This window comes from Agromyces binzhouensis (assembly GCF_004135055.1).
Taxonomy (GTDB): domain Bacteria; phylum Actinomycetota; class Actinomycetes; order Actinomycetales; family Microbacteriaceae; genus Agromyces; species Agromyces binzhouensis.
The window spans coordinates 1-1049 of sequence record NZ_SDPL01000673.1 but is presented as its reverse complement, the minus strand read 5'-3'; the positions used below and the strand labels follow the sequence as shown (position 1 = coordinate 1049).

The 1049-nt window shown below is 74.3% G+C and carries 2 protein-coding genes; both read right to left on the bottom strand.

What is annotated here, in order from left to right; all coding sequences use genetic code 11:
• Positions 1-521, bottom strand: a 521-nt coding sequence (locus ESO86_RS17555; RefSeq protein ID WP_165308342.1) for a gamma carbonic anhydrase family protein, incomplete at its 3' end; no start/stop codon positions are given.
• A gap of 94 nt (positions 522-615) precedes the next feature.
• On the bottom strand, positions 616-1049 hold a 434-nt coding region (locus ESO86_RS17550; RefSeq protein WP_165308340.1), incomplete at its 5' end, for an amino acid permease.

The window sequence follows — 1049 nt, the reverse complement described above, 5'->3', positions numbered from 1 at the left end:
GTGTGCCGCGCGACGTGCGCGAGGTACGCCTCGGCGTTGCGCCGGATGCCGGCCTGCTCGTCGGCGGTGAGCTCGCGGCGGACCTTGGCGGGGACGCCCGCGACGAGTGAGGCGGGCGGCACGACGGTGCCCTCGAGCACCACGGCACCGGCGGCGACGAGCGACCCCGCGCCGATCACCGCACCGTTGAGGATCGTCGCACCCATTCCGATGAGGCAGTCGTCCTCCACGGTGCAGCCGTGCAGCACCGCGCGATGGCCGACCGAGACGCCCGTGCCGATCACCACGGGGTAGCCGGCGTCGACGTGGCAGACGACGCCGTCCTGCAGGTTGGAGCGCTCGCCGAGCGTGATCGGCTCGGCCTCGGCGCGGAGCACCGCGTTGTACCAGACGCTCGACTGCGCGGCGAGGCGCACCTGTCCGACGACGACGGCGCCGAGCGCGACGAAGGCGGTCGGTTCGAGCACGGGCGCGGGCACGTCGGCGATGGTCAGGATGCGGGCGGAGGGGTCGGCGCTCATGCCGCCAGCCTATGCCGGGCGCCGCGATCGAACAGATGCCGTCCGCACCGTCTCGGGGCCCGATCGGTGCATTCGGCATTCCCTCGACGACGGGCTAGTCCTCGGGAGCGCCGGACCGCCGCCCGAGAACAAGGCGGATGCCGCGCACCGCGGCGCCCACGGCGAAGACCGCGACGCCCGCCGCGATGGACGTGATCGGCAGCGTGACCACGAGGACGACGCATCCGATCGCCCCGAACCACGAGAGCCAGCGCGGCACGAGCCGCTCGGCGGCGGGCTGCGTGATGGCCGACGCGTTCGCCACGAGGTAGTAGAGCAGCACGCCGAACGACGAGAAGCCGATCGCCCCGCGGAGGTCGGCGACGAGCAGGAGCACGATGACGGCGGCGCCCGTCGCCGCCTCGGCCACGTGCGGGACGCCGAAGCGGGGATGCACCGCAGCGAGCGGGCGGGGGAGTTCTCCGTCGCGCGCCATCGCGAGGCTCGTGCGGCCGACGCCGGCGACGAGCGCGAGCAGCGAGCCGAGCG